Source organism: Mycolicibacterium iranicum, from assembly GCF_002101705.1.
Lineage (GTDB): Bacteria > Actinomycetota > Actinomycetes > Mycobacteriales > Mycobacteriaceae > Mycobacterium > Mycobacterium iranicum.
Genome location: NZ_LQPC01000076.1, coordinates 124470 through 143188, shown reverse-complemented (window position 1 = coordinate 143188; position 18719 = coordinate 124470). Strand labels below are relative to the sequence as shown.

Here is an 18719-nt window from a genome sequence, read left to right as displayed (position 1 = left end):
GGAAGACGAACAACGCGGTCAGGACCAGACGGGCCTTTGACGTGGGTTGCGGCATCCCCGAGCATCACGCCGAGCCGAACTGTCTCCAATGCCCCGAGACATCTATCTCCAATGACGCGAGACATCTGTCGCCGATGTCCTGAACCAGCACACTGCCGGGGGCGCCAGCTCGACTGTATTAAGTCGGTTGTTGCTTGCCATTTCGACTGGCTTGAGGGGCGACAGTGTTTCGACTGATGCTTCACAGTTGCATCGGTTCATCCTTGACCCTCCCTAAATGAGGGAGTTGAGGGTGGTCAAGCAGCGGCATCAGGCTGTGTTAGCGGCGATCAGCGATGGTTCGTCGATTTCGCAGGTCGCAACGACCCTGGGGGTGTCACGTCAGACGGTGCACTCCTGGTCGGCCCGGTATGAGACCCAGGGCCTGGAGGGGCTGATCGGTGCATCGGCCTACGTCGTGTCTTCCTCAGATGCCCGCGCAGCTGGAGGCCGCGCTGCTGGAGCAAGGGCGTTCGCGCCCGTACTGGGTGCCGCGGCGGCCGGTGTTCGAACTGGACAAGCGGGGCGTGAGGCCGGTGCCCTCGGAGTCGGCTGCCTATCGGGCATCGGTGCGCGCACAGATGGTCGACCCGCGTCCACGGGTATCGACGCGTCGTCGGTGGGGGCGCTGACTGATGGCACTTCGGCACAAAGAGTCGCAACGTCACCCATGGGTGGTGTCGACGTGATCGTCCGGCAGTCCCTGCACGTCCGACTTCGGCCGCCCATCATCGGGGATGGTGGACCACACGGCGCCGACCCTCCCCTCATGGACACATCAACTGCCAAATGCTGCCTGGAGCGCAGCACACTGCCGCGCGAAGAAGCTCTGTGCCACTGCCGCTTTGGAGGCGATGATGTCGAATCCGTGGAAGGCTCCTTCGACGACGTCGAGCTCACAGCTCACACCAGCCTCGCGCAGCCTGTGCGCATACTCCACGTCCTGGCCGTAGAGCGGATCCACCGTTCCCACCCCGATCCACGCGGGAGCAAGGTCGGACAGGTCGTCGCGTCGCGCCGGTACAGCAGACTGGCGATCGGCACCATTCAGGTAGGCCTGCCATCCCAGCCGATCGCTCTTTTCGCTCCACAACCGGTAGTGCGGACTCTCAAGGCCCGGGCGACGTGATGGGCGATCGTCGACCATGGGATAGACGAGCAATTGGAACAAGGGTGTCACTTCGCCGCGATCCCGCGCGAGCAGTGCCAGCGCAGCTGCAAGACCGCCACCCGCACTGGCTCCGCCGATCGCGATCCGGCCCGGATCCACGCCAGGCAACCGCGCCAACCATGTCAGCCCGGAATAGCAGTCCTCCAGCGCGGCTGGATAGGGATTTTTCGGAGCAAGCCGGTAGTCCACTGACGCGACCGGTACGCCCAACTGCCGAACGAATCGTCGGCACAGCGTGTCGTCCTGGGCTGCCGTTCCGATGACGTACCCGCCGCCGTGGATCCAGAGCAATGCACCCCCGTGGGCGCACTCACGCTCGGGCCGGTGGAGCCTGATCCCAGCGCTCGGTGTGATTGTCAGGACCTCAACACCCTCGCGCGCCGACGGCGCCAATCGGGTCAGCTTACGCATCGCCGGCAGCGTCACCTTGTTGAACGGCGACCGGGGAAGCACCCGCGCAATACTTCTCAAGTCGGGGTGGTAGTGGTCAGACCGGATACGTGACACCGGTCAACTCCTCGGACACACTCCACAACCGTTCCTGCACCTGTTGGTCGTAGGACTTCTTGCTGGAACGGACGAGTGTCGGGTAGCCCGCCATCTCCAGGAATCCGTCCGGTCCCCAGTACTGGCCACCCTGCACATCAGGCATCGTCGCGGCGTACAGCTGTGGCAGTGCGCCCCTCGCGGGATCCTGGCCGATGAAACGGTCCGTGTACTTCATCATCACCTGGGCCGGTCTCCACATGTTGCGGAAGAGTTCGGAGTGTGAATAGCCGGGGTGAGCAGTTACCGTCATCAGCGGCGCGCCCGCCTTGACCAGCCGTCGATGAAATGTGTAGCAAAACATCAGGTTAGCCAGCTTCGACTGAGCGTAGGCCAGCGCACCGCTGTACCGACGCTCCCACTGGAGATCGTCGAAATGGATGGCACCGCCGAGCTTGTGGTCCAGACTTGCCACCACCACCACTCGAGCCCCCTTGACGCCGAGCATGTTCTCGAGCACCAGTCCCGTCAGTGCAAAGTGGCCGAGATGGTTGGTGCCGAACTGCAATTCGAACCCATCAGGTGTCGTCGTCTTGGGCGGGAACGCCACCGCCGCATTGTTGATGAGCAAGTCGATCCGCGGATGGGCGGCACGCAGTTCGGCCGACGCTGTGCGCACCGATTCGAGCGAGCCGAGATCGAGCAGCTGCGTTGACACGTCCGCGTCGGGCACCGATTGACGAATCTTCTCGCAAGCCGCCTCGCCCTTGTCCGGGTTGCGCACCGCCAGCACCACCCGCGCGCCGCGTTCCGCGAGTACCCGTGCGGTGTCCAACCCGAGGCCCGTGTTGGAGCCCGTCACGACGGCGACGCGACCAGACTGATCCGGAACCTCCGTCTCCGACCATGCAGCCTTCGACACCTTTACAACCTCGTTGATGGCGATTCAGGATGGCGCGAAAATTCAAGCAGCACAGAGCAGCCCGCGTGGGCGGCAGACATCCGTCCTACGCACCCGTTCATCTGACAGCCAGTTCCAATCGATCAAGTCGACGGACCAGAATGCTGGGTAACCATTGGCCGACGTCGGCGGCCTCAATCCAGGTGGTCTGGTCCAGCAGTGTCCGGAAGACGATCTGGGCTTCCAAGCGCGCCAGCGCGGCGCCGACGCAGAAGTGGGCGCCCTTGCCGAATGTGATGTGTCCCTTGCCGCCCTTGCGATCGAGGCGAAACTCGTTGGCGTTATCGAAGTGCCCGGGGTCGCGGTTGGCCGCTCCCCACATCAACAGCAGGCGCGAATCCGCGGGCAGATCGACTCCTGCCAGTGTGGTGTCGCGGACCACGTGACGGTAGTGGCCGCGGAACGGGGACTCGTACCGCAGCGCCTCCTCGATGAACGCACCCAACAGTTCGGGTTGGGCGCGGAGTTGTTCTTGAATGTCGCTGTGCGTAGCCAGGATCCATGCGGCGCTGCCCAGAAGGGAGGCGGTCGATTCGCCCGCCGCACTGAACAACGTGAGCATGATCGCCATCGCCGGCATCTGCTCCACCTCGCCAGATGCATACCTGGCTGCCAGGTCGCCGATCAGCCCTGGCGAGGGGTTCTCGCCGGCCTTGGCGAAATGCTCCATGACGTAACCGGCCAGCTCCATTGCCGCTGCGCCTGCGGCGTCGAGTTCAGTCTGGCTCACGACGCCGTCCAGCAGAGTGGTGGTGGCATAGCCCAGTCGGATCAGCTTCTCGACGTCGTCCTGGGGCAAGCCCAACAGGTCGGCCACGACCATCATCGGGAGCCGATTCGCCATGGCGCTCATCCACTCGATGCGGCCGTCGATCAAGCCTTGCGTCCACAGTTCTCTAGCCGTCGCTTCGGCGAACTCCTCGATGACACGTATTCGCTTGGCGGCCAGGTGCGGCACCAGCAGCTTGCGGTGTGCATCGTGCAGTGGGTCGTCTGCGGTAGCCAGGGCATGCTGCGGACCGCCCAACGGCCCCATGTCGAACGGTGTGACGGTGCCGTCGCGGTACACCATCGTCGCGGTCAGATTGGATGAAAAGTCTTCGACACGGTTGACGGCTTCCATCACGGCGTCCCAGCTGCAGACCGCGTAGAACGTGGAGTCACCGATGCGTTGCACCGGCGCCTGATCGCGCATCCGGTCATACAGCGGGTACGGGTCCTGCAAGGCTTCTGTGCCGAAGAAGTCGGTGGCGTCCGCCAAGAGGGTCATGGGGCCAGCGTGGACGGTGCCAGCACCTGCGTCAATGAGCTTGGGACAATGTGAAAACGCTGTCGACGGGGTCGGGACCACGCCGCTCTCAGACCACGCGCCCCACCAGCGTGTTAACTGATAATTCCGCCGCATCTGTTCTCACGGTGATTAAATATCGTTGTGGATTCGCGGCGACCACCGGCGACCGGCGACTGGCTGGTTGGGGGCGATCGCCGCAGCGTGGCCGCTGACCGCATCTACTCCGCGGCCGTCGAACTGATGTCCCAAACCGGATACGACGCCTTCACCATCGACGCCCTCGCCGCCAAGGTCCACTGCTCACCTGCAACCATCTACCGCCACGCCGGTGGCAAGACCGCCATCCGCGACGCCGTGATGAGTCGGCAAGCCGACGCCGTACTCGAGTCGGTTCGCGAAGCCATCGCCGGGCTGACTGGTGCGGAACGCGTCGTCACCGCCACCACGATCGCGTTGAAACAGCTGCGAGCCGATCCGCTTGCAAAGATCATGCGCTCAATGACCAGCCTCCCCTGCGAAGAGTGGCTTACAAAGTCGACTGTCGTCACCCGCCTCGCCGACGAAATGGTCGGACTCACTACGCCCGATCCCGTTGCTTCACAGTGGCTGATCCGCACATTTCTTGCACTGTGCTGCTGGCCGCCCGCGGATGCCGATACCGAGGAACACATGGTGCGGCGATTCCTCGGACCGCCCTACGACGCACGCGCCGACGGCTCCGTCTAACACCATCAGCCGAGCACCTTCGCGGTCGATCAACAGGTCGAAAGGGTGCTGCCGCAGTAGGTCAGCTCGCTCGGCCTGCCGCGGTCCTGATCGCTGTCGATGACCTGGAATCCCGCGATGAGACAATTCCTGCCGGGGGCGCTGCCTACGGTTTGACCCATCGCCATTGCGCGGTGCACCACGGCGCGGCGCCGTCGAGACTGTCGGCGACAGCCTGCACCACGCCCGGCCAATTCCAGCTGTCGTAGTCGTCGCCGGACAGCCACCCGCCGGACCGCACCTTCGGACGCCAGGCCTCGATGTCCGCCCGCACACTGTCGTAGTCGTGGCGCGCGTCGAGGTGCACCCACGCCAGGGACTCATCGGGAAAGAGCCTCGCCGCCGACACTGAATCATCGATCAGGAGATGGACAGCGTCGGCGGCATCGCAGGCGATCAGATTGCGATGCAGCAGTCCCGCCATCGTGCCCCCACCGAACTCGACGGCGGGCCCGTGGGCGTTGACCTCAGCCGGGCCCTCGGGTCCGCTTCCCCGCGCCCAATCGACTCCGATGATCTCGACGTCGAGCCCGCGCGCGCCCATCACCTCGGCCAGCGAACATATGCTGCGGCCCAGGTAGCAACCCACCTCGACGAACCGGTCCCCGTCAGTGAAGAACTCAGCGGCTTCTTCCTGCCCTTCCCGCCACTGAAACCAACCGGGAATGTCCCGCCAGGTCTGCACCGGGCGGTCGAATCCCGTCATCGCGTCATTCACTGCCGACACACCTTCCTGTTTGCATCCTCGCCCCGGTCACGCCGCGGTCCGTGCTGCCAGCGCACGCCGGTAGACGTCGACGACATGACCCCGCACGACTTCCCGCTCGCGGACCCGCCCATGCCGGCGAGCACGATCCCCAACCCCGCGAGTGGCGCGCACCTCGACCACTGCACCCTCGACGGCGTGCAAAAGACCGGCCGGGTCGAACTCGGCGGGACCGAACCCGAAAACGCCCGAAGCGTGCTGTTCGCTGAAGAACCCGCAGTTCGGAACCACCGGGAGCACGCCGGCATCGAAGCACGCCTCCACCCAACCGGAGTGGGTGCCGAACCGGTACGGCAGCACCATCACGTCGATCTGGCCGAGGTAGTCGACGAGTTCGGTGTCGGAGAAGGGCGGGTGCACTCGCACGTCGACCCCCGCTGCACCGTAGGCCGCCAATCGATCCGGCAGCGCCTGCCCTGGGCGGCGCGCCAGGAGGGCCTTCTCGTCGAGGTCCAAACGCAGTGCGACATCGACCGTCCATTCGGCAGCGACGAGCGCATCCATGATCGGCCACGGATCGACGTTCGCTCGCAAGAACTTTCCGTGCACCCCGACCACCGGGACCGCCCTCGCCGTCCTCGGGGCACCCACATACTCGGCGGGCAGCAGGTGCGGATGAGGTAGCACCATCGGCTCCACTTCCCACCGTTGCGCGATGGCGTGTGCCGCGCCCCGGGTCAACGTGATCACCGCGCTCGCCTCGCGCAGCAATAGATCGAGTCGGGCCTGGTGGGAGGACTGATCTGCCACATGCGGATTGGCCAGGTCGTGCACAGTGATCACGAGTGGCACACGGTGTTCGCGCAGCACCACGAGGACCGCACGCAGATCGTCGAGGGTGACCGCTTCGAATCCGAAATGAACATGCAGGACATCGATTTCGAGGACGTGCGCACGCAGATAACCGGGGTCGAGCCAACGCGGTGGCCACCACTGACCGGCCAGCGTCGCCCCTGGAGGAACCGGGTCAGGGAGAAGCGAGACGACCGCGGCATCGGTCGTGGCGCCGACGAACGGATGGGCGGCAGGCACCGACGCCACTCGAATCAACATCAACCTCCGTCAGACGGCACCCCGGGCAGAAAAATGGGCCGCCGTTGTCTCGACGAATGCGTAACCGGACTTTACCCCCGTCAGTGTGCACGTAACCTCGCTGAGTGAACACCGACACCGGACGCCGGATGCACTACGGCGCCTTTTACGGCGAGGGCGCCGCGCCGCCCGATGACCGCCCGCTATGGCTCGTTGTCGGGAATTGTCAGGCCGAAGCACTCAGACAGGTACTCGAGGCCGTGCCAGATCGGCCGTACCGCACTGTGCGCATTCCGCCGGTACACGAGATCGGCCCCAGCGATCTGCCATATCTCGACGCGCTGCTCGCGACGTCCGCCATGCTGGTCAGTCAACCCATCCGTGTCGGTTACCGGGATCTCCCACTCGGCACTTCCGAATTGGCAGAACGGCTTTCACCGTCCGCGACGTGCCTTCGATGGCCGGTGATCCGGTACGCGGGCTTGTACCCGTTCCAGGCCATCGTCCGGCACCCCGCCGATCGCTCGGTGGTCCCGCCTGTGGTCCCCTATCACGACCTGCGGACGGTGGCTGCCGCTCGGGCCGGACTGTCCCCGACCGCGGCGTGGGATGTCGACGTGACGGTTGAACAATTGCGCGCCGCCGCAGGGGCCAGTCGCGCAGAACTCGCGCGGCGCGAGCAGCGGGACTGCGACGTAGGCATCTCGGATCTCCTCGAACAGTGCGGAGCCCGGGCCGCACACACCATCAATCATCCCGGTAACCCGGTGCTCGAAGCCCTCGGAGGCCGAATCCTGAATGCCGCGGGCCTGCGTCTACCCGTGCCCACGATCAGCCGCACCCTCCTGGACTCCGTCCACGCACCCCTGGAATCACGCGTACTCACCGCCCTGGCTATCGATACCGCGCCCCGCAGCCACTGGATGCACCATGGCACTCCGCTGTCCGTAGACAAAGTGCATGCAGCACAGCTGAATTGGTATGCGGCCAACCCCGAATACGTCGAGCTCGCGATCACCAGACATGCCGAGATGATGGACATCCTCGGGCTTCTCGCAGTCTCGACCGCGTCGTGACCGTCACCCATCTCCTCGTCGGGCCGCGCCCGCACGGCGTCGTCCGATTCGGCTGGGAACTCCATCAGCGCATGCGCACCGACGGCTTCGATGTACGCAGACAGTGGACGGCGCATCACGGCATCTTGTCGACGCCACTGCGCGCCGACGCCATCCACCTCCAATTCACCGATCGTCTGTTCGGGGACAGTCCGGAGTTCGCCGCCGAGAGAGTCGCATCACTCGCAGCCACCGCCCGGGGGAAGGCGACCGTGACGTTTCACGACGTACCTCAACCGTCCGACGGCAAAAATTTCGCGCGCAGGACCGCGGCATACGCCGCCGTGTCGGCAGCTTGCCAGGGAGTCGTCGTCAGCAGCCATCATGAGCGCGAACTGTTGGATGACTGCGGCATAAAGCCATCGCGCCTCACGGTGATCCCGCTGCCGATCGGTCCGCGGGCATGCGCTCCCGCCACCCGCCACTCCGGCCGGACTGTGGGCGTGTTCGGTTACATCTATCCGGGCAAGGGCCACGCCGAGGTGCTTGCTGCGCTCCCTGCAGGTGTCGAGATGCTGGCGATCGGCGAAACCTCCCTCGGGCATGACGATGTGGCGGTCGATCTGCAGCATTCTGCTCAACGCAAAGGCGTCACGTTCCGTGTCACGGGCTACATCGCTGACTCGCAGGTGCCGGCAATGCTGCAGCGTGTCGCCGTCCCTGTCGTGGCCCACAGGCATATCTCAGCGTCAGGTTCGATCAACTCATGGTTGTCGGCCGGCAGGCGTCCGTTGGCACCGGAACACCGCTACACATTGGAGTTCGAGGAGCGCAACCCGGGTTCTCTGATGCTGTACCCAGACACCGCGGCGGGTCTGCGATCTGCAATCGAATACGCCTTGGCCACAACGGAATCGACCTGGCTCACGACCGGCACGGTGCTGAGCCCGGCCCTGGCGGATGTCGCGCGCCACTACTGGACCTTCTTCGCGGAATGCCACCGATGACACCGGGGGATGCACTGCCCTTGACCGATGGCCGGTACGCCGTCCCAGGCAACCGTTGGGACCTGCTCGACGGACAGCCCCCACCGAGGCCGGCCTCGGCGGCGGTCGTGGTGCCCTTCTACGACCAGCAAGCCGAGCTCGACCTCGTGCTGGCCGCACTCGGCGGTCAGGATTATCCGCACGAACTCATCGACGTCGTCGTCTGCGACGACGGCTCGCCGCAACCGCCCGACGTCTCGGCCGCGGCACTGCGCTGTTCGGTGGTCAGCCAGCAGGACAAGGGTTTTCGTGCAGCGGCGGCCCGTAACCTCGGCGTCCGCCACACCGATGCCGAAGTCCTGTGCTTCCTCGATGCCGACACCGTGCCAGAGCCGCACTACATCAGCGCCCTCGTACGGCTGCCCTCGCTGCTGCCCGACGCGCTGGTGGTCGGACGACGGCGTCACGCCGACCTGAGCGGCTGGACCGCCGCGCAGTTGCCGCAATGGTGGTCCGGACATCACGCTCCCCACATTCTCGACGAGCCAGGCTGGCTCAGCGACGCCTACGAACGGACCAACAACCTGCTCGACATCGATTACCGTTCCTATCGGTACGTGATCAGTTCGGTGATGTGTTGCAGTCGCGAATTATTCGATTACTGCGGCGGATTCGACGAGTCGTTCGACAAGTACGGCGGAGAGGACTGGGAGTTCGCGCATCGCGCGCTGGCGTGTGGCGCCGTCTTGCACCATGCGCGCGATGCCGTCGCCTGGCACAACGGAGCCGACTGGGCAGAACGTGACGTCGCCCATCGCACTGCGGCCAAGAACGCCGAAGCACTCGCCGTGTCGCGGCTGGTTCCCGATCCTGAGGCGAGGGTCCACGGACTTCGTTACGACATTCCGGAAGTCGCGGTCGAAATCGATGCCGCAGAACATGGTCCGGGCTCGCTCGTCCGCACCGCGGCCTGTTTCCTCTACCAGGACGTCGGCGTGTTCGTTTCTGGCGCGGGTGCCGAAAGCCTCCTGCGCGCACTGCGCACCGACGATCCACGGATCCGGATCGGCCCCGTGCCCGATGCCGTTCGGCGTCGCTGCCGGGTGGTGATAACGCTGACGGGTCGGCCGGTCTTGCCGCGCGACGCCGTCGCCGAGATCGTCACGGCCGCATCAGCGCCCGGGGTCGCGGCCGTCGAAATTCACCACGACGAGGCGGCACTGCTCTGCCGCACGTCGTGGGCGACGCATCGGGCGCAGCGATGGAGCCGCGGACCGGTTCGATTCCGAAACGACAGCGAAAGCAGCCGCATCGGCGAGACGTACGTCTATCGCGGCCACGAGTTTGACGTGGATGTCGTCTCAGCCGATGCGCCTCTGGCGTGGTGAGAGGCTCAATCAGGTTGCGCGCGTGGTGAAATCTTCGGCCAGAAAGGTCAGCAGAACGTCGTTGAACTCGTCGGGGTGACTGACCGGAATGCCATGAGGTCCACCGGCAATCACATGAAGTCGACTGTCAGGCAGCGCTTCGTGCGTGCGCCGACCGGAACCCTCGAACGGCACCGTCGCATCGCTGTCACCGTGGATGACCAAGCTCGGCACCGTCACCTTGGGCAGATCCTCGCGGAAGTCTGTTCCACCGAAGGCCGCCATACAGGCAAGTGCGGCAGCTTTGCTCGCTTCGCCACACATCGCCAGCGCCCACCGCCGCTGCTCCTCGGTGATCGCGAGCCGACCGTCGACGGAGAAGACATCAGTCATCATCTGCTCGTAGAAAGAGTCCTGGTTCGCGGTCAGCGCCGCCGCCATCTTGGCCGCCTCAACCTTGCCCAGCGGACCCTCGGGATTGTCCTGGCGATACTGCATGAACGGCGTCACCGACGCCGCGAACACCGCACTCCTGATGCGTTCGGTGCCCTTTCGTGCGCAATAACTGGCAACTTCTCCACCGCCCATCGAGAATCCGACCAGGGTCACGTCCCGCAGATCGAGTTCCTCCAGCACCGCGGACAGGTCGTCAGAGAGGCTCTCGTAGGTGTAGCCGATCAGCGGCTTGTCGCTTCGTCCGAATCCACGGCGGTCGTAGGTGACCACGCGGTATCCGGCATCGCGCAGTGCGCCGACCTGAGGAGCCCACGAATCGGCGTTCAGGGGCCAGCCATGGATCAGCACGACCGGGCGGCCGTCGCCGCCGGTGTCATCGACGTGCAGGTTGGTGGTGCGCAACGGCCCTCGGTGGGCGGCGATCACAGTCATGGAAGGACAGGTCCTCTCCTCGGCGTGTTTGTGGTGATGTACCCAAGCCCGCGGGGCCCCTTCATGCGGGTGTGTGGTCGATCACGGTCGCGAGCCCGTCGAGCACACGCGCGAGCCCGAACTCGTACGCGTGATCCGCGCTGTAGGCACCGTCGTACACCTGCCCCGCTGCGGCGCCCACCCGTGCTGCCAAAGGGAATTTCTCTGTGTCGAAAACCTTGGCCAGCAAGGGTTCCGCACGTGCCCACCAGGTTTGGTCGGTGATCCCGCTGTCGACCTGGGCATCGCGGGTGTCGATCGCGATACGGGCCACCGCTGTGACGAAGCCAAGCACATACGTCAGAGCCGAATCCATCTCGAGGTCGCTGAGCCCGAGGCCGTCGAAGGCTTGCAGTTCGTGCTCGTACTTCGCACAGGTTCCGGGCCCCAGCGGCGGACGGGTGGTGGCCAGCTGCACCACCCACGGATGCTCAGCGAGCATCGATCGGTTCTCCGCCGCGATGGTGGAAACCCTTTCTCGCCATTGCATTCGAGAGATGTCGGTACGCGGCATGTGCAGGTACACCGAATCCAGGATCAGGTCGAGGAGCTCGGCCTTGCCCGGCACGTAGGTGTACGTCGCCATGGGGGCGATGCCCAGTTTTTTTGCGACCGCACGGATGGTCAGGGCCGGTAGCCCGTCGGCATCGGCGATGTCGATCGCCGCGGCGACCACGGCATCGACCGACGTGCGCTGCTTCGGTCCGCGTACCGCACGAACGTCGTCGGGTGCCCTCCACAACAGCGCCAGAGTGCGCGCCGGGTCTCCAGCACTACTTCTGTCCACCTGGCGATCGTAGCCTGTTTTTCGCGTACGTTGTACGGTGTACGGTGTACGTAGATATGTGAGGAGATTTCATGGCTTACCTGCCTGCCCTTGGCGGCTTCGTTCCGTCCCCCACCGACGTCGACGACGTTCTGGCGTGGTTCACGCGCTACGACGCATTGGCTGTCGCCAAAGAGATCGACGCCATGGCCGACCAAGCGATGTTCCCGCTCAACGAGGTGACCGACGGTTACGCGGCGTCATGCGACCGTGACACCTTCATCGCTCAGATGACCGAACAACTCGGAGACGTCGGCGACGTCTCGATGGAGTCGGTGCGCACGCCGCATTTCATCAACGAGAACCTGGTGTTCGTGATCACCGATGCAACCATCACCGCAGGTGAGCACAGCCAGCAGGTGCGCTACGGGGACCTGCTGGTCAAGACCGACCGTGGCTGGAAGTTCCAGACGATGGTGCAGGGCGGCTGGGGCGAGTTCTAGCTGCGTGGTGAGATTCCGGCGTCGTTGGTCATCACCGCGGTGACCAACGACGCCCACGCCCCGGGTTCCGCGGGCAGCGAACTCCCTCGCGCGAGACCCGGGCAGCTGGAAACGTCAGCGCGGTGACTGTGCACACCACCTCCCTGCGGCACGACATCGACGGCAGCTTCTTCGACTCTGTCCTGCTCTACGACGACGATGACCGCGACGACGAGGCAGAGTCTGCGCCGACTGTGTTGGTCTTCCACGGCATGGAGGGGCGCAGCGACGCGCAACTGCAGTTCGCGGCGCGCCTCGTCGAGCAGGGCTACCAGGCCATCGCTGTCGATCTGTTCGGTGAGGACGTCAGCCGCGGCGGCATGGAAGCCACCGGCGCGGCGATGGCGGGCTTCGTCGAGGATCGCGTCGCGCTGGCCAAGCGGCTCGGCACAGTGCTTGAAACGATGGCCGCAGCGCCACAGGTTGACGCACAGCGCATGGCGGCCATCGGCTTCTGCTTCGGCGGACTCTGCGTGCTCGACCTGGCTCGGCACGGCCATCCGCTCGTCGGGGTCGCCAGCTTCCACGGCCTTCTCAAACCTTCCCCGGATGCCGAGGCGCGGCGCGACGTCACCGCGAAGGTCATCGTGTTCCACGGCTGGGACGACCCGTTCGCTCCGCCCGAAGACGTCGTCGCACTGGGCGCGGAGTTCTCAGGCAGGGGCGTCGACTGGCAGCTTCACGCCTACGGCGACACGATGCACGCGTTCATGGCACCCTTCGCCAACGACCCGTCGCGAGGTGTGCTCTTCAGCGCGTCCGCCTCCGCAAGAGCATGGACGTCGGCAAGCCACTTCCTCGCCGAATGCTTCGCCGGCGCCGGATGAGGCGGGCATGGCCGATTACTGGAACCACAACACCGCCTACCATCCCTGGCTGGCGGACATCGCCGAGGAGCACCACGGCACCGTCCTCGACGTCGGATGCGGTGACGGGCTGCTGGCCCAACGCCTGGCACCGCTGTCACGGTCGATTGTCGGTATCGACTCAGACCCGGAGGCGGTGCGGCGGGCGCGGGAGCGGCTCTCGGACCGGAGGAACGTCACGATCGTCGAGCAACCCTTCGACGCCTACGACCCCGGCGACGTCCGCTTCGACCTGATCACGTTCGTCGCGACGATCCACCACATGGACCTTCGCGCGACGCTGAGCAGAGCGCGCGACCTGTTGACACCCTCGGGTGAGATCGCGGTCGTCGGACTCAGCGCGAACAAGACTGTGCTGGATTGGATTTGGGCGGGCCTCAGCTTGCCTGCGGTCCGCGTCGCCTCACGGCTTCATCGAGAGACACCCGATGTCGGATTGGTGATGAGGGACCCTCGGGAAAGTCTGGCGGAGATCCGCGCCGTCGCCGACGACGTGATCCCCGGAGCGACGGTGCGGCGCGCGCTGTACTACCGGTACCTGCTTCGGTGGCGCCAAACCGTAGGCTGACCGTCGATGGCTACCGAGGACGCGAACCGTCGCCTGGCCGCGCTGCCGGAATCCGGCTACGTCTACCGCACCGCGTGGCGCGTCGCCACGGGCGACATCGGCAGCGACCTGAACCTTCGCCTCGACGGCGTGGCCCGGTACATCCAGGAGGTCGGCGCCGAGAACCTCGTTGATGCCGGCGAGGCCGAAGACCACCCGCACTGGCTGGTCCAGCGCACCGTGATCGACGTGATCGAACCGATCGAATTCCCCAACGAGGTTTCGTTCAGCAGATGGTGTTCGGCGCTGTCGACACGCTGGTGCACCATGCGCGTCGACCTTGTCGGAAGCGATGGCGGACGCATCGAGACCGAGGGGTTCTGGATCGCGATCAACGCGAAAACCCTGACGCCGCAACGCGCAACCGATTCCCTCATCGCCCGGTTCTCGACGACAACCGACGAACACCGCCTCAAATGGCGTCCCTGGCTGCAGAACCCGGACGTCACCGACGAAGAGGTCCCGTTCGCACTGCGCCGCACCGACATCGACCTCTTCGCGCATGTCACCAATACGGCATACTGGCACGCGATCCACGAGGTCATGGCGCTGGTGCCCGAGGTGTGCACGCCGCCCTACCGGGCCGTGATCGAGTACCGCAAACCGATCAAGTACGGCGAGGACGTGACCCTCGGCTGGCTGCGTCGAGAAGGTGCGGACGCCCCCGCTGTGGACATCGCCTTCACGGTCGGCGACGAGATCCGCGCGGCGGCTCTGCTGACGAAGCTCTGAGCAAGTCTCGCTGAGTGAGACCGCGCCTTGTCGCGTGTTCACCCGCCGTTCACCGTGGGCGCTGTCCTGAACAACGGCGGGAGGAACTGTTCCATGAATGATGCGTCTTCGTCGGGCGCGACAAGACGGCCGAAAGTGTGGCGCCGAAGCGCGCTGCTGCGCACCCTCGTGGCCGCGGCCGTAGCCGCGACCGTGCTGATCGGTGCGGCGCTGCCCGCCTCGGCAGCCGAACTGATGCGGGTCACCTTCGTGCGCCACGGACAGTCCGCGGGCAACGCGTCGGGCCTGATCGACACATCCACGCCGGGTCCGGTGTTGACCCCAACGGGTCAGCAGCAGTCTCAGGCCATCGTCGGCGTCCTCGGCGACAACAACTACGACGCGATCTACGCCTCCACGATGGTGCGCACCCAGCTCACGGCGGCACCGATGTCGCAGTACCTCGGGTTGCCCATCCAGGTGCTCTCGGGGCTGCAGGAGATCGAGGCAGGTGTCTTCGAGGGCACCCCCGAAAGCCAGGCACAAACCGGCTACGGCCTCTTCCCACTTGCGTGGGCCATCCAGGGCGACCGCGATCTGCGGATCCCGGGGTCGATCGACGGCAACGAGTTCGACGCGCGGGTCGACGGCGCCCTGCAGACCATCTACGACAACGGCGACCGTAACCCGGTGATCTTCTCTCACGGAGGAGCCATCATGTTCTGGACGATGATGAATGCGCAGAACCTCACTGCCGCCGAGAAGATCGACTTGCTGCGGACTGTGCCATTGAGCAACACCAACTACGTGATCGTCGAAGGCAACGCCGAAGACGGCTGGACTCTGGTCAACTGGAACGGAAAGCTGTTCAGCCCCGAGCCGACGCTGGCCGCCGAGGTCCGCCGCCAGTGGCGGACCCTGAACCGCCAGCTCAACGCCAGCGGCAGGGAGTTTTTCGCATCGTTCGCATCTGGTGACTTCGCCACCATCGCAACGGCATTCAACCGCAGCATCGCGGAGGCCAAGTTCTCGATCGCAAAGTATCACCGCGCGGTGCAAGCGAAAATCATCAGCGACCTCGACAAGAAGTTCGAGCGACCCGAACCGGAGCAAGAGACCGCGACCGCGGTCGCTGCGGCGGTCGAGCAGGATGATGCCGCAGAGGTCGCCGACCAGTCGGATGCCGACGATTCGTCGCCGACAGGCAGGTCCACCTCCAAGGCCGACGTTGACCGTGCCGTCGACGACAGCGTGGTCGACGAGGTGAAATTCGACGACGAGGACGGCACCGAGCCCGAGGCGGATGAGGTGTCGGACGCCACCGATGCGAACGACGCCGCTGACACGGACGAGGACGTCGAAGAGTCCGTCACGGAGGACTCCTCGGAGTCTGACGACGACGCCGCTGACCAGGGCGGTGAGGACGCTCAGCGCGACGCCGCCTGACGACACCGTCATCGGCCCCCTCCCCCAGCGGGAGGGGGCCGGTGCATGTCGGGCGTTTCGGCTCCGCCGTGTCGGCTGCGGCCCTACCGTGTCGGGGTGGTCCTTCACGCCGACGCGCCGGCATCGATGGTGGCGCGGGTCGCGCTGATCCTCGGATGCTTCGACCGGGCCGGCCGCGTGCTGCGACTCGACCAGGTGGCTGCCCGCGCCGGGCTACCCAGATCGTCGGTGCACCGCATCCTCACCCAATTACACGCCGCGGGCCTGCTGCAGCATCGCTCCGACGGGTACTGCCTGGGCGCATCCTCGCTGGCGGGGGCAGGCACCGGCGACCACTCCGCTCTGCGTGCCGCCGCTGCGCCGGTGCTGGACCGCTTGCAGAGCGACACCATGCTCGTCGTGCACCTTGGGGTGTTGCTCGGCTCGGATGTCGTTTACCTGGACAAGATCTCGGGCACCAGCGGCGTCGCGGTCCCGGTCGGTGTCGGGGATCGGACGCCGGCACACGCGAGCGCGCTCGGAAAGGCCATTCTGGCGACACTTCCCGCCGAGACGGTGGACGAGTTGCTCGGCGGCCCGCTTCGCAAGTGCACTCCCGCCACGATCGGGGACCCGTCGTCCCTGCACGCGGAGCTGGCGCGGATTCGCTCCCGACACGGGCTGGCCTATGACGACCAGGAACTCGTCGTGAATCTGGCTGGCATCGCGGCACCGATCCTCAGCACGGACGGCTCGATGGCAGGACTTTCGCTGATCGGTCCCGCGCCGGCCGAGCGCCTCACCCGGATGGCACCGTTTCTGACCCGTGCGGCGCGCAGTATCGCCGGCCGGGTCGGGACGGCGACGACTGCCGCCGACCGACAGCCCGACCTCGCCGCCGTCACCGATGACATGTTGTCTCGGGTGCTACGCACCCTGTCGTCGGACGACTGGGTATGAGCGCTCCTACCAGATCAGATCATCGACGTTTAGTCCCAACGCGAATCGGCCCGCGACGGCCAGGACCTGGTCGATATTGCTCGACACGTGCTTGCGTGCAGTCTGCATGTCCCGCCACACCCGCTCGAGGAGTTCTTCATCGCCACTGCCGTGCGCATCGGAGACAATGGCACCGACCGCCTTCAAGGCCCGCTCGCAGGCCATCACCTGATCTCGACGAGTGCGCAGGACCAACTCCGCATCCGGCTGGCCACCGGAGCTGACACACTCCACCAGCTCGCCCACATTGCGCTGGATCTGTAGCAGCGAAAGCTCGATGTCGTTGTGCGCCATAGCGATACCGCTCAGCGGTGCGGAGCCGGTCGCGGCGCTCTGCGCAGCCAACACCCGCTGAGCGCCGCCCAGCAGCGGCATTGTCCCCGCGAGCGTGAACACGGTCGGCTGCGGGAGGCTGTCGAGGGGCGTCGCGGTGGCGTTCCGCCCGGAATGCAGCCAGCTGAACGTGCGATGGTCGGGCACGAACGCGCCCGACACCAGCACGTCGTCCGCACCGATCCCCCTCAGCCCGAGACCGTTCCACGTGGGTTCGACGACATAGTCGGCCCGTGGCACCAGCACGGCCATGAAATCCTGTGCCGCGCCGTCACTGCCGAGGCGAAGCGCCGCGGCACTCAACCACGAGGATTGCCGCGCGCCTGTGCATCTGGTCCAGCGACCGGACAGCCGGAACCCACCGTCCACGCGCTGCAGCCGGCCGGTCGGGGCATACGACGAGCAGAGGAGCGCACGGTGATCGGTACCCCAGATTTCCTGCAGCACAGTCTCTTCGCGCACCGAAAGTCCCCAGCTGTTGACACCGAGCCATCCCGCGAGCCAGCCGGTCGACATGCAGGCCGCCGAAAGCTCCCGCGTAGCGGTCAGGTATTGCTGCGGCCCGCTGTCGAGACCGCCGAACGCCGGGGGCTTCAGCAGCGAGAAGTAGCCGGCGTCGTGCAGCGCATCGATGATCTCGGGCCTTACCTCACCGCTGCGATCGACCGTTGCGGCGGCGGCGCGGATGGTGGGCAGCAGCGCGCGTACCGCGTCGAGGACGGACTCCGGCGTCGGAGTTGCCTTCACCATGCCCCGCTGCGTGCCACGATCATGCTTACCATCTGCCGCGTCCGGGAAGGAGGCGTATGTCCGCCGGTGCTCGCGAGTTTGTCTCGCAAGTACTCGAACTCGCTGTCGCCGACAGTGCCCGGGCCTGGCTGACGGTCGCCTTCGACGCCGACGCCGAGGTACATAACGCCACCGCCGTCGCCGGTGCGTACCCGCTGGTGGCTGTCTGTAGGTATGGACGAGGGCATCTCGCCGACGGCCGCCTCACGGGCCGGTGGCCCACCGTGATCGGCGCCGCTCATGCGGACTGGGTGCTGCTGCCGGCTCACGAGGCGACACGGGATGGGACTGGCTGCCGGGTCCTGGTCTCCCGAGAAGACGCGGGCGTTGACGGTGCTGCCGGCGAGTCCGCAGCGGGCGCCATCGACGTGACCATCTCGGATCTGTCCGTGGAGCACGCGTGTGTGTTCGCGGCCGAGGAGAATACCGGCATCGTTCGGGGGGTCGCCGGAGTGGCGGCGGTGGTCGTCGGGACTGCTGAGGGAATGCTGCAACAGCACATTCGCCAACTGCGTACCCAGCTCGCAGTGTCGTCGAGCGCGGCCGCCGTCACCGAGACGGATGCGGCACATATCGCCAGGGCGGCATCGGACATCGACGCCGCCAGGCTTCAGATCACCGGAATTCCCGATAGCCGAGGCAGTGTGGGTGTCGCGGTCGGAGCGAGCCGACAAGCCGTGGCGCGGGCGCGGGCCGCCGCCGACCACCTGCTCGAACACAGCAGGCACGCGCTGGACGCAGCCAATCCCGCCACAAGGCGGTGGCGCGACGTCGACGCCGGCAGCCGCCTCGCCGTGCGCATGCTCGACGGGTTGGGCACGCCGTTAGGCTGAGC

19 protein-coding genes and 1 pseudogene are annotated in these 18719 nt (G+C 65.9%); 12 read left to right on the top strand and 8 right to left on the bottom strand.

The window, feature by feature from the left end; genetic code table 11:
- Positions 1-277 precede the first annotated feature (277 nt).
- A pseudogene (locus AWC12_RS29870) lies at positions 278-668 on the top strand (helix-turn-helix domain-containing protein); the annotation flags it as partial.
- Between the two features lie 149 nt (positions 669-817).
- Here AWC12_RS29870 and AWC12_RS29865 read toward each other — a convergent pair.
- The 3 genes from AWC12_RS29865 to AWC12_RS29855 form a co-directional block, all read right to left on the bottom strand.
- Entirely contained in the window at positions 818-1708 is an 891-nt protein-coding gene (locus AWC12_RS29865; protein WP_234814210.1) for an alpha/beta hydrolase, read from the bottom strand.
- A complete protein-coding gene (locus tag AWC12_RS29860) occupies positions 1698-2618 on the bottom strand; it encodes an SDR family NAD(P)-dependent oxidoreductase (RefSeq protein WP_024448389.1) in 921 nt (306 codons plus the stop codon). Before AWC12_RS29860 ends, AWC12_RS29865 begins: the two co-directional genes overlap by 11 nt.
- 97 nt (positions 2619-2715) lie before the next feature.
- Positions 2716-3927 carry a cytochrome P450 gene (locus tag AWC12_RS29855; RefSeq protein ID WP_085178433.1) on the bottom strand — a complete coding sequence of 404 codons (1212 nt, stop codon included), beginning with the start codon at positions 3925-3927 and terminating at the stop codon, positions 2716-2718.
- Between the two features lie 162 nt (positions 3928-4089).
- Between AWC12_RS29855 and AWC12_RS29850 the strand changes: the two genes are divergently transcribed.
- Positions 4090-4674, top strand: coding sequence for a TetR/AcrR family transcriptional regulator (locus tag AWC12_RS29850; protein WP_234814208.1), 585 nt, complete (start codon positions 4090-4092; stop codon positions 4672-4674).
- A gap of 145 nt (positions 4675-4819) precedes the next feature.
- Here the strand turns inward: AWC12_RS29850 and AWC12_RS29845 are convergent, their stop codons facing one another.
- The gene (locus tag AWC12_RS29845; RefSeq protein WP_234814207.1) at positions 4820-5431 is read right to left on the bottom strand and encodes a class I SAM-dependent methyltransferase; all 612 of its coding nucleotides are present in this window, start codon (positions 5429-5431) and stop codon (positions 4820-4822) included.
- A 36-nt stretch (positions 5432-5467) separates the two neighbouring features.
- A complete protein-coding gene (locus AWC12_RS29840) occupies positions 5468-6532 on the bottom strand; it encodes a glycosyltransferase family protein (RefSeq protein ID WP_110808785.1) in 1065 nt (354 codons plus the stop codon).
- Between the two features lie 104 nt (positions 6533-6636).
- Between AWC12_RS29840 and AWC12_RS29835 the strand changes: the two genes are divergently transcribed.
- From AWC12_RS29835 to AWC12_RS29830, 3 genes are read left to right on the top strand one after another with little or no spacing between them, the layout of a single operon-like run.
- Positions 6637-7587, top strand: a complete 951-nt coding sequence (locus AWC12_RS29835) for a WcbI family polysaccharide biosynthesis putative acetyltransferase (protein ID WP_234814206.1) — start codon at positions 6637-6639, stop codon at positions 7585-7587.
- Positions 7584-8573, top strand: coding sequence for a glycosyltransferase family protein (locus tag AWC12_RS31285; RefSeq protein WP_165762874.1), 990 nt, complete (start codon positions 7584-7586; stop codon positions 8571-8573). The genes AWC12_RS29835 and AWC12_RS31285 overlap by 4 nt, the downstream gene beginning before the upstream one ends.
- The gene (locus AWC12_RS29830) at positions 8570-9940 is read left to right on the top strand and encodes a glycosyltransferase family 2 protein (RefSeq protein ID WP_165762873.1); all 1371 of its coding nucleotides are present in this window, start codon (positions 8570-8572) and stop codon (positions 9938-9940) included. Before AWC12_RS31285 ends, AWC12_RS29830 begins: the two co-directional genes overlap by 4 nt.
- 9 nt (positions 9941-9949) lie before the next feature.
- On the opposite strand, the gene AWC12_RS29825 is transcribed toward AWC12_RS29830, so the two are convergent.
- Positions 9950-10807 carry an alpha/beta fold hydrolase gene (locus tag AWC12_RS29825; protein ID WP_085178428.1) on the bottom strand — a complete coding sequence of 286 codons (858 nt, stop codon included), beginning with the start codon at positions 10805-10807 and terminating at the stop codon, positions 9950-9952.
- Between the two features lie 61 nt (positions 10808-10868).
- Entirely contained in the window at positions 10869-11633 is a 765-nt protein-coding gene (locus tag AWC12_RS29820) for a TetR/AcrR family transcriptional regulator (protein WP_085178426.1), read from the bottom strand.
- A gap of 71 nt (positions 11634-11704) precedes the next feature.
- On the opposite strand from AWC12_RS29820, the gene AWC12_RS29815 reads away from it, so the two are divergent.
- The 6 genes from AWC12_RS29815 (at position 11705) to AWC12_RS29790 (ending at position 16723) form a co-directional block, all read left to right on the top strand.
- Entirely contained in the window at positions 11705-12115 is a 411-nt protein-coding gene (locus AWC12_RS29815) for a hypothetical protein (RefSeq protein ID WP_024448380.1), read from the top strand.
- Between the two features lie 122 nt (positions 12116-12237).
- Positions 12238-12981 carry a dienelactone hydrolase family protein gene (locus AWC12_RS29810; protein WP_085178424.1) on the top strand — a complete coding sequence of 248 codons (744 nt, stop codon included), beginning with the start codon at positions 12238-12240 and terminating at the stop codon, positions 12979-12981.
- A gap of 7 nt (positions 12982-12988) precedes the next feature.
- A complete protein-coding gene (locus tag AWC12_RS29805; protein WP_024448378.1) occupies positions 12989-13588 on the top strand; it encodes a class I SAM-dependent methyltransferase in 600 nt (199 codons plus the stop codon).
- 6 nt (positions 13589-13594) lie between these two features.
- The gene (locus tag AWC12_RS29800) at positions 13595-14359 is read left to right on the top strand and encodes an acyl-[acyl-carrier-protein] thioesterase (RefSeq protein ID WP_024448377.1); all 765 of its coding nucleotides are present in this window, start codon (positions 13595-13597) and stop codon (positions 14357-14359) included.
- 93 nt (positions 14360-14452) lie between these two features.
- Positions 14453-15784, top strand: a complete 1332-nt coding sequence (locus AWC12_RS29795; RefSeq protein WP_081660103.1) for a histidine phosphatase family protein — start codon at positions 14453-14455, stop codon at positions 15782-15784.
- A gap of 45 nt (positions 15785-15829) precedes the next feature.
- On the top strand, positions 15830-16723 hold the full coding sequence (locus AWC12_RS29790; protein ID WP_234814205.1) for an IclR family transcriptional regulator: 894 nt from the start codon (positions 15830-15832) through the stop codon (positions 16721-16723).
- A 6-nt stretch (positions 16724-16729) separates the two neighbouring features.
- Here the strand turns inward: AWC12_RS29790 and AWC12_RS29785 are convergent, their stop codons facing one another.
- On the bottom strand, positions 16730-17845 hold the full coding sequence (locus AWC12_RS29785; RefSeq protein ID WP_024448374.1) for an acyl-CoA dehydrogenase family protein: 1116 nt from the start codon (positions 17843-17845) through the stop codon (positions 16730-16732).
- A 56-nt stretch (positions 17846-17901) separates the two neighbouring features.
- On the opposite strand from AWC12_RS29785, the gene AWC12_RS29780 reads away from it, so the two are divergent.
- On the top strand, positions 17902-18717 hold the full coding sequence (locus AWC12_RS29780; protein WP_085178422.1) for a hypothetical protein: 816 nt from the start codon (positions 17902-17904) through the stop codon (positions 18715-18717).
- The last annotated feature ends 2 nt before the right edge of the window (positions 18718-18719 follow it).

Excerpts from the sequence above, each read along its gene's own strand:
- AWC12_RS29785 (WP_024448374.1), bottom strand. The coding sequence starts at position 17,845 with ATGGTGAAGGCAACTCCGACGCCGGAGTCCGTCCTCGACGCGGTACGC.
- AWC12_RS29825 (WP_085178428.1), bottom strand. The coding sequence starts at position 10,807 with ATGACTGTGATCGCCGCCCACCGAGGGCCGTTGCGCACCACCAACCTG.
- AWC12_RS29800 (WP_024448377.1), top strand. The coding sequence starts at position 13,595 with ATGGCTACCGAGGACGCGAACCGTCGCCTGGCCGCGCTGCCGGAATCC.
- AWC12_RS29830 (WP_165762873.1), top strand. The coding sequence starts at position 8,570 with ATGACACCGGGGGATGCACTGCCCTTGACCGATGGCCGGTACGCCGTC.
- AWC12_RS29780 (WP_085178422.1), top strand. The coding sequence starts at position 17,902 with ATGTCCGCCGGTGCTCGCGAGTTTGTCTCGCAAGTACTCGAACTCGCT.
- AWC12_RS29815 (WP_024448380.1), top strand. The coding sequence starts at position 11,705 with ATGGCTTACCTGCCTGCCCTTGGCGGCTTCGTTCCGTCCCCCACCGAC.
- AWC12_RS29805 (WP_024448378.1), top strand. The coding sequence starts at position 12,989 with ATGGCCGATTACTGGAACCACAACACCGCCTACCATCCCTGGCTGGCG.
- AWC12_RS29855 (WP_085178433.1), bottom strand. The coding sequence starts at position 3,927 with ATGACCCTCTTGGCGGACGCCACCGACTTCTTCGGCACAGAAGCCTTG.
- AWC12_RS29840 (WP_110808785.1), bottom strand. The coding sequence starts at position 6,532 with ATGTTGATTCGAGTGGCGTCGGTGCCTGCCGCCCATCCGTTCGTCGGC.
- AWC12_RS29790 (WP_234814205.1), top strand. The coding sequence starts at position 15,830 with ATGTCGGGCGTTTCGGCTCCGCCGTGTCGGCTGCGGCCCTACCGTGTC.
- AWC12_RS29795 (WP_081660103.1), top strand. The coding sequence starts at position 14,453 with ATGAATGATGCGTCTTCGTCGGGCGCGACAAGACGGCCGAAAGTGTGG.